The sequence below is a fragment of the uncultured Oscillibacter sp. genome (assembly GCF_910587525.1).
Classification (GTDB): domain Bacteria; phylum Bacillota; class Clostridia; order Oscillospirales; family Oscillospiraceae; genus Oscillibacter.
The window spans coordinates 1-6,770 of record NZ_CAJULS010000123.1; the positions used below are offsets into that span (position 1 = coordinate 1).

The following is a 6,770-nucleotide window of genomic DNA, read 5'->3' on the forward strand; positions in this document are numbered from 1 at the left end:
CCACCGAGATCTACACTCTTTCCCTACACGACGCTCTTCCGATCTGGTCTTGGCGTGGTCCGGCCCGGCTTCCCCCGCCATGCGGTAGGCCAGCACCTGGTCCGCCTGACGCTGGACCAGCTCCTGCAGGGCGGTCTTATAGTCCCGCCGGCGCTCCTCCACCACCTCTTCCCGCTCGGCCTCCAGAAGACAGCGGTGAATCAGCTCTGACGCGGCGGCAATCCCGCCGTCCAGATACACCGCGGCAAACACCGCCTCCGTGGCGTCAGCCAGAATGGAGGTGCGGGTCCGGCCGCCGCCGGTCTCCTCCCCCCGGCCCAACTTCAAATAACTGCCCAAGTCCAGCTTCTGGGCCACCTCGAAGAGGCTCTGTTCGCACACCAGGGCCGCCCGGATGCGGGTCAGGTCCCCCTCCGGCAGGTCCGGGTGCTGTAAGAAGAGAAACTCCGCCGTCACAAAGCCCAGCACCGAGTCCCCCAGGAACTCCAGCCGCTCGTTGCTGCGCAGGCGGGCAGAACGGTGCTCGTTGGCATAGGAGCTGTGGCTCAGGGCCTCCTCCAGCAGTGTGGAGTCCCGGAAGGTATAATTCAGTTTTTTCTCCAGTTCCTGCATGGCTGACACTCCGAAAGGAAGCCCCGCCGCGGAGGCGGGGGTCCCAGTCCCTTATTTTACTTTGGCCGCGATGTAGTTCACCGCGTCGCCCACGGTCTTGAGGCTGCCCAGCTCTTCTTCCTGGATCTCGCCCACCTCAAACTCCTCCTCCATGGCCATGACCAGCTCCACCAGGTCCACGGAATCGGCGCCCAGATCCTCCTCAAAGGCGGTCTCCATGCTCACCTCCGCGGGCTCCATGGCAAACTGCTCCGCCACCAGTTCTCTCATCGTCTGAAAAATTTCCTCAACGGACATACGTCTCACTCCTTAGAGAATTATAGTCTGGGGTAATCATACGGCACAGCGGCATGTCTGTCAAGAGGATTTCAATTTTTTTCCGTGTTTCGCTCCACCTTCATCAAACTGATGTTATTTTCGATGTCAGCGATGAAGCCGCTCTCGGCGTACTCCACGGCCCGCAGGATGGCGTTTGTGACGGCCCGGGCATCGGAGGAACCGTGGGCCTTGACCACTGGTTTGGAGATGCCCAGGAAGGGGGTGCCGCCCACCTCGCTGGGGTCCACCAGCTTTTTCATCCTCCCCATGTCCCCCTTCACCAGAGCGGCGGCCACCTTGGTCCTGGTACCGGAGAGGAACATCTTTTTCAGCTCTTTCAGCAAAAACTTCCCCACGCCCTCCACGGACTTGAGCATGATATTACCGGTGTAGCCGTCGGCCACGATGACGTCGGCCCCTCCCAGCATGGCTTCGTCCGCCTCGATATTGCCGGTGAAGTTGATCCTTTCGGCATCTCCCGCCTCTTTCAGCAGGGCGTAGGCCTCGTGACGCAGAGCGTCGCCTTTCTCCTCCTCCGCGCCGATGTTCAAAAGCGCCACCCGGGGCCGCTCCACCCCCAGCACGCGGCTGGCGTAATAGCTGCCAAGATACGCGAACTGGAGCAGGTACTCCGCCGTACACTCGGCATTGGCGCCGCAGTCGCACAGGATGGCCCGTCCCCCCGCCGTGGGGATGACGGGGCCCATAGCAGCCCGGCGGATACCCCGGATGCGCTTGACCAGCAGCGTGGCCCCGGCCAGCAGTGCGCCAGTGGAGCCGGCGGAGACAAAGGCGTCCCCCTCCCCGTTTTTCAGAAGGTTCAATCCCACCGTCAGGGAGGAGTCCTTTTTCACTTTGAAGGCAATAGCGGGGTCGTCGGAGATCTCCACCACCTCCGTGGCGTCCCGGATCTCCACGCCTGCGGGCAGGTTCTTCTCCCCGCAGGCCTCCACAGCCCGCAGCACCTCCGCCGCCCGGCCCACCAGGATGATATCCACGCCGTGGACCCGGCTGGCCTCCAGCGCCCCCTGCACGATGGCCTGGGGGGCGTTGTCGCCGCCCATGGCGTCTACGATGATCTTCATACCAGGACCTCCTCTTTGATGCTCTCAACGATGGCCAGCGACCGGGCCGAGAGCTCCGCGTTTTTATTTCTCTTCCCCTTCACCCGATGATCCAGGGGCGGCATGATCCCAAAGTTGATATTCATGGGCTGGAAGGCCGTTACGGACATGTTAGAGATGTACAGCCCCAGGGCTCCGACGGCCGTCTCCCGGGGAAAGTCCACCGGCGGCAGCCCCCGCAGGCGGCGGGCGGTCTCCACCCCCACCAGAAAGCCGCTGGCGGCGGACTCCACGTACCCCTCCACACCGGTCATCTGCCCGGCGAAGGCGATCCTCGGCTCTGATTTCAGCCGGTAATAGCGGTCCAGCAGCCGGGGGGAGTCCAAAAAGGTATTCCGGTGCATCACGCCATAACGCAGGAACTCCGCGTCATGGAGAGCGGGAATCATGGAGAAGACCCGCCTCTGCTCCGGAAATTTCAGATGGGTCTGGAAGCCCACCAGATTGTATACCGTGCCCTCCGCGTTATCCCGCCGCAGCTGCACCACGGCGCAGGGCTCCCGCCCCGTCCTGGGGTCCCGCAGGCCCCGTGGCTTTAAGGGGCCATAGCACAGGGTATCATGTCCCCGGCGGGCCATGACCTCCACGGGCATACAGCCCTCAAAGACCCTCTTATCCTCAAAACCGTGGACCTCTGCCTCCTGGGCAGTGGTGAGGGCCTGCCAGAAGGCCTCGTACTCCTCTCCGCTCATGGGACAGTTGACGTAGTCTGCCGTGCCTCTGTCATACCGGGAGCCAAACCACGCCAGGTCCATATCCACGCTCTCGGCGGACACCAGGGGCGCCGCGGCGTCGTAGAAGTGGAGGGCGCTGTCCGCCCCCAGCAATGCCCGGAGCCTGTCCGCCAGGGCGTCGGAGGTCAGAGGGCCGGAGGCCACTACCACCTCCCCGGCGGGGATATCCGTGACCTCGCCCTCCACCACTGTGATATTAGGGTGGCTGCGGACCCGCTCCGTCACCAAAGCGGCAAAGCCGTGGCGGTCCACCGCCAATGCGCCGCCGGCCTCCACCCGGGTTTCATCGGCGCAGCGCAGGATTAGGGAGCCCAGGCGGCGGAGCTCCTCCTTCAAAAGGCCCACGGCGTTTTCCAGCTGGTCGCTGCGCAGGGAGTTGGAGCAGCAGAGCTCTGCGAAGCTGTCGGTTGTATGCGCGGGGGTGCGCTTTTCCGGCTTCATCTCGCAGAGGGTTACCTGGATGCCCCGCTGGGCCAGCTGCCAAGCGCACTCGCTGCCGGCCAGGCCGGCGCCTATGACGGTTACGTTCATAAGGAATGCCTCCTTATTGTCTCGCCCCTGCGGGGGGACGGAGGGATACCGCCCCACGGGGGCGGGACGGGGGATTCCCGCCGCGGGCGGGGACGACGCACGGGCTTTGCCCAGCCATCACCATGGCTGAATTCTCCCCCGCCCGTCAGGGCGAGACCTAGCCCCGCTCCTGAGAGCGGCCCAGCAGGTAGTCAGTTGTGACTTCAAAGTAATCCGCCAGCTTGATTAGGCCCGGGATATTCGGATAATTCGTTGCAGACTCGTAATATTGGTACGCCCTCAATCCAATTTCCAAATATTGTGCCATTTCTGTTTGTGTCTTTTTGCGTTCCTTTCGCAATTCTTTTACCCGCTGCGCAAAAATTTCCATTGGTCACCTCTTGACATGCAGATTTTCTTCGTATATAATTACGAAGAAAATCTGCGTTATCGGGGGGAGTAATTATGACAGACGTAATGCAACTGCTCTATACCTACATTTTGGAATCCCGTGTCCCGGGACACATTGACCAGGCCAAATTCAAGCTGGAACAGCTTCGGGCCGAAAAGCTCTGCGAGAAGCTGGTAAGCACCCTCCCGGAGCCGGAGCTCCATACCATTGAGAACTATCAGCTCACCCTGGAAAACATCTCCGCCATGGAATCCGAGGCCGTCTTTCAGGCCGCCCTCCGCCTTGGCAGGGAATTGACTTAGCCCTCCGCCTTGGCGGCCTTCTTCGCCGGCTTTTTGGCCGCGGGCTTCTTGGCCGCGGGCTTTTTGGCCGCCGGTTTTTTAGCGGCCGCTTTGACGGCTGTCTTTTTCGCCGCTGTCTTCTTCGCCGCTTCCGGCGCCTTCTCCGCGGCCTTGCCGTCGGGCTCCGCCGCCTCCCCGGCCGCCTCGCCGGAGGCAGGCTTTTTGGGATAGCCCCGTTTGTCCTCCGGCAGGAAGTTGGGACACGCCTCGTTGATACAGAAGGGCCGCTTGTAGCCCCGGCCCGCCTTCTTGAACATGGTGTGCCCGCACTCCGGGCAGTCGTCCTTCACCGGCACATCCCAGGTCATGAAGTCGCACTTGGGGGCCCCCTCCCGGGCCGTGGTGTGCTCGCAGCAGTAGTAGGTATACTGCTTATTGGTCTTCTTGCTGGTGCCGGTGCGTTTCATCAGCCGCCCGCCGCACTTGGGACAGCGGCCCGGCATCTCCACCACCAGCGGCATGGTAAAGGAACAGTCCGGATAGCCCGGGCAGGCCAGGAAGCGGCCGAACCGTCCGGATTTCACCACCAGGTTCCGCCCGCACTCCGGGCAGATCTCCTCGCTGACCTCGTCGGGCACCTTGATCCGCACCCCCTCCAGGTCCTTCTCGGCCTGCTGGAGGTTTTTGTCAAAGTCCCCGTAGAAGCCCCGCAGGATCTCCCGCCAGGGGGCCTTACCCTCCTCCACGGCGTCCAACCGCTCCTCCATGTTGGCGGTGAAATGCAGATCCGCGATGTCGGTGAATTTGTCCTTCATCAGCTCCGTAACCACCCGCCCCAGATTGGTGATGTGGAGGTACTTGCCCTCCTTGATGACATACTCCCGGTCCAAAATGGTGGACACGGTGGGAGCATAGGTGGAGGGGCGGCCGATACCCTGCTCCTCCATGGCCCGGATCAGTGTGGCATCGGTATAGTGGGCCGGGGGCTGGGTGAAGTGCTGGTCCCGGGAGAAACCCTGGAGATTCAGCGTCTCCCCCTCCCGCAGGGCGGGCAGCGGGGACTCCTTCTCCTCTTTCTCCTCGTCCTTTCCCTCCTCGTACACGGCGGTGTAACCGGAGAATTTCAGGCTGGAGGCGCTGGAGCGGAAGCTGTGGCCCCCCGCCTCGATCTCCACAGCCACGCTGTCATACACGGCGTTGGACATCTGGCAGGCCACAAACCGGCTCCAGATCAGGCGGTACAGGCGGTACTGCTCATTGGTCAGGTCCTTCTTCACCTGCTCCGGCGTCCAGTTGACATTGCTGGGGCGGATGGCCTCGTGGGCATCCTGGGCATTTGCCTTGGCCTTGTGGTGAATGGGCTTGGCGGGGCAGTAGTTCTTTCCGTAGCGGCCCTGGATGAAGCCCCTGACGGAGGACAGGGCCTCCTCAGAAAGGCGCAGGGAGTCGGTACGCATATAGGTGATGAGGCCCACGGTGCCCTCGCCCTCAATGTCTACGCCCTCATAGAGCTGCTGGGCAATGGCCATAGTGCGCCGGGGAGTCATGTTCAGCTTCCGGGACGCCTCCTGCTGCATGGTGGAGGTGGTAAAGGGCGGCGAGGGGCTACGGTGCTTGTCAGTCCGCTTCACGGACTTCACCAGAAAGGGGGCGTTCTCCGTCTCCCGGACCACGGTCTCCACCTCGTCCGCCGATTTCAGCTCCGCCTTTTTGCCGTTCTTCCCGTGATACCGGGCGGCAAAGGGGATTTTTTTTGCCTCCTCCCCCAGGAGTTTGGCGTCCAGGGTCCAATACTCCTCCGGCTGGAAGGCCTCAATCTCCCGGTCCCGGTCGTCCACCATGCGGGTGGCCACAGACTGCACCCGGCCCGCCGAGAGACCCCGGCGGATCTTTTTCCACAGCAGGGGGCTGAGCTCATAGCCCACAATGCGGTCCAGAATGCGGCGGGCCTGCTGGGCGTCCACCAGGTCCTGGTCGATCTCCCGGGGCTCCTGAATGCTCTCCTGCACCACCTTCTTGGTGATCTCGTTGAAGGTGACCCGCCGGGCCTTATCATCCGGCAGGTCCAAAAGCTGCTTCAGGTGCCAGGAGATAGCCTCCCCCTCCCGGTCCGGGTCGGTGGCCAGATAGACGGTATCCGCCGCCTTGGCGGATTTTTTCAGGTCGCTGATGATGTCTTCCTTGCCCTTGATGGGCTTGTAGACCGGCTCAAAGTCGTGTTCCAGGTCCACGCCCAGGACGCTTTTGGGCAGGTCCCGCAGGTGGCCCATACAGGCCTTCACCTCGAAGTCCTTGCCCAGATATTTGCCGATAGTCTTGGCTTTTGCGGGGGACTCCACAATAACCAGGCTGTGTTTTGCCATACTCATGAAACCTCCATACGCTTTAAAGGGGGCGCGTGTGATGGATCTAAATTCAAATTTTACTCCGCCAGCGCCACAGCGCGGGTGTACCGCTTGCCGGCGTGCTGGGTGATATGGCCGTCCAGCTCCAGCAGGGTAAGAGCCGACAGCACCCGCCGGGCGGGAATGCCGGTCTCCTCGATGAGATCGTCCACCAGCCGGGGCTCGTCAGTGAGGGCCCGCAGCAGGGCGATCTGGTCATCGGTGAGACCGCTGTCAGAGACGCTCAAGGACGGAGGCACGGCCTTGGGAGCCTCCGCCCGCTCCCGCCGGGCCTGGTAACCCAGGGTCTCCGGCTCCTCCAGGGACGCCTCCAAACGCAGCTTGTCCGGGAATCGCGCGGCATACCAGCTCAGTACATCCCGGGGCTCCGTGAC

The 6,770-nt window shown here is 62.6% G+C and carries 6 protein-coding genes and 1 pseudogene; 1 reads left to right on the forward strand and 6 read right to left on the reverse strand.

Translation table 11 applies throughout. The features are described 5' to 3' along the window. Positions 1–663 precede the first annotated feature (663 nt). From acpP to QZ326_RS10345, 4 genes are all read right to left on the reverse strand, one after another. A complete protein-coding gene (gene acpP / locus QZ326_RS10330) occupies positions 664–909 on the reverse strand; it encodes an acyl carrier protein (protein WP_293284785.1) in 246 nt (81 codons plus the stop codon). Between the two features lie 71 nt (positions 910–980). Then, positions 981–2,015 carry a phosphate acyltransferase PlsX gene (gene plsX / locus QZ326_RS10335; RefSeq protein ID WP_295744882.1) on the reverse strand — a complete coding sequence of 345 codons (1,035 nt, stop codon included), beginning with the start codon at positions 2,013–2,015 and terminating at the stop codon, positions 981–983. Continuing rightward, complete coding sequence (gene trmFO, locus QZ326_RS10340) at positions 2,012–3,319, reverse strand: methylenetetrahydrofolate--tRNA-(uracil(54)-C(5))-methyltransferase (FADH(2)-oxidizing) TrmFO (RefSeq protein WP_295744884.1); 1,308 nt, start codon at positions 3,317–3,319, stop codon at positions 2,012–2,014. Before trmFO ends, plsX begins: the two co-directional genes overlap by 4 nt. Positions 3,320–3,476: 157 nt before the next feature. Then, positions 3,477–3,689, reverse strand: coding sequence for a helix-turn-helix domain-containing protein (locus QZ326_RS10345; RefSeq protein WP_295744886.1), 213 nt, complete (start codon positions 3,687–3,689; stop codon positions 3,477–3,479). A gap of 74 nt (positions 3,690–3,763) precedes the next feature. Here QZ326_RS10345 and QZ326_RS10350 point away from each other — a divergent pair, with 74 nt between their 5' ends. Beyond that, positions 3,764–4,012, forward strand: a complete 249-nt coding sequence (locus QZ326_RS10350; protein ID WP_295744888.1) for a hypothetical protein — start codon at positions 3,764–3,766, stop codon at positions 4,010–4,012. Here the strand turns inward: QZ326_RS10350 and topA are convergent. After that, positions 4,009–6,354: a type I DNA topoisomerase gene (gene topA / locus QZ326_RS10355; RefSeq protein ID WP_295744890.1), complete on the reverse strand. Its 2,346-nt coding sequence runs from the start codon at positions 6,352–6,354 to the stop codon at positions 4,009–4,011. The two genes, QZ326_RS10350 and topA, sit on opposite strands and share 4 nt — an antisense overlap. Before the next feature lie 59 nt (positions 6,355–6,413). Then, a pseudogene (locus QZ326_RS10360) lies at positions 6,414–6,770 on the reverse strand (DNA-protecting protein DprA); the annotation flags it as partial.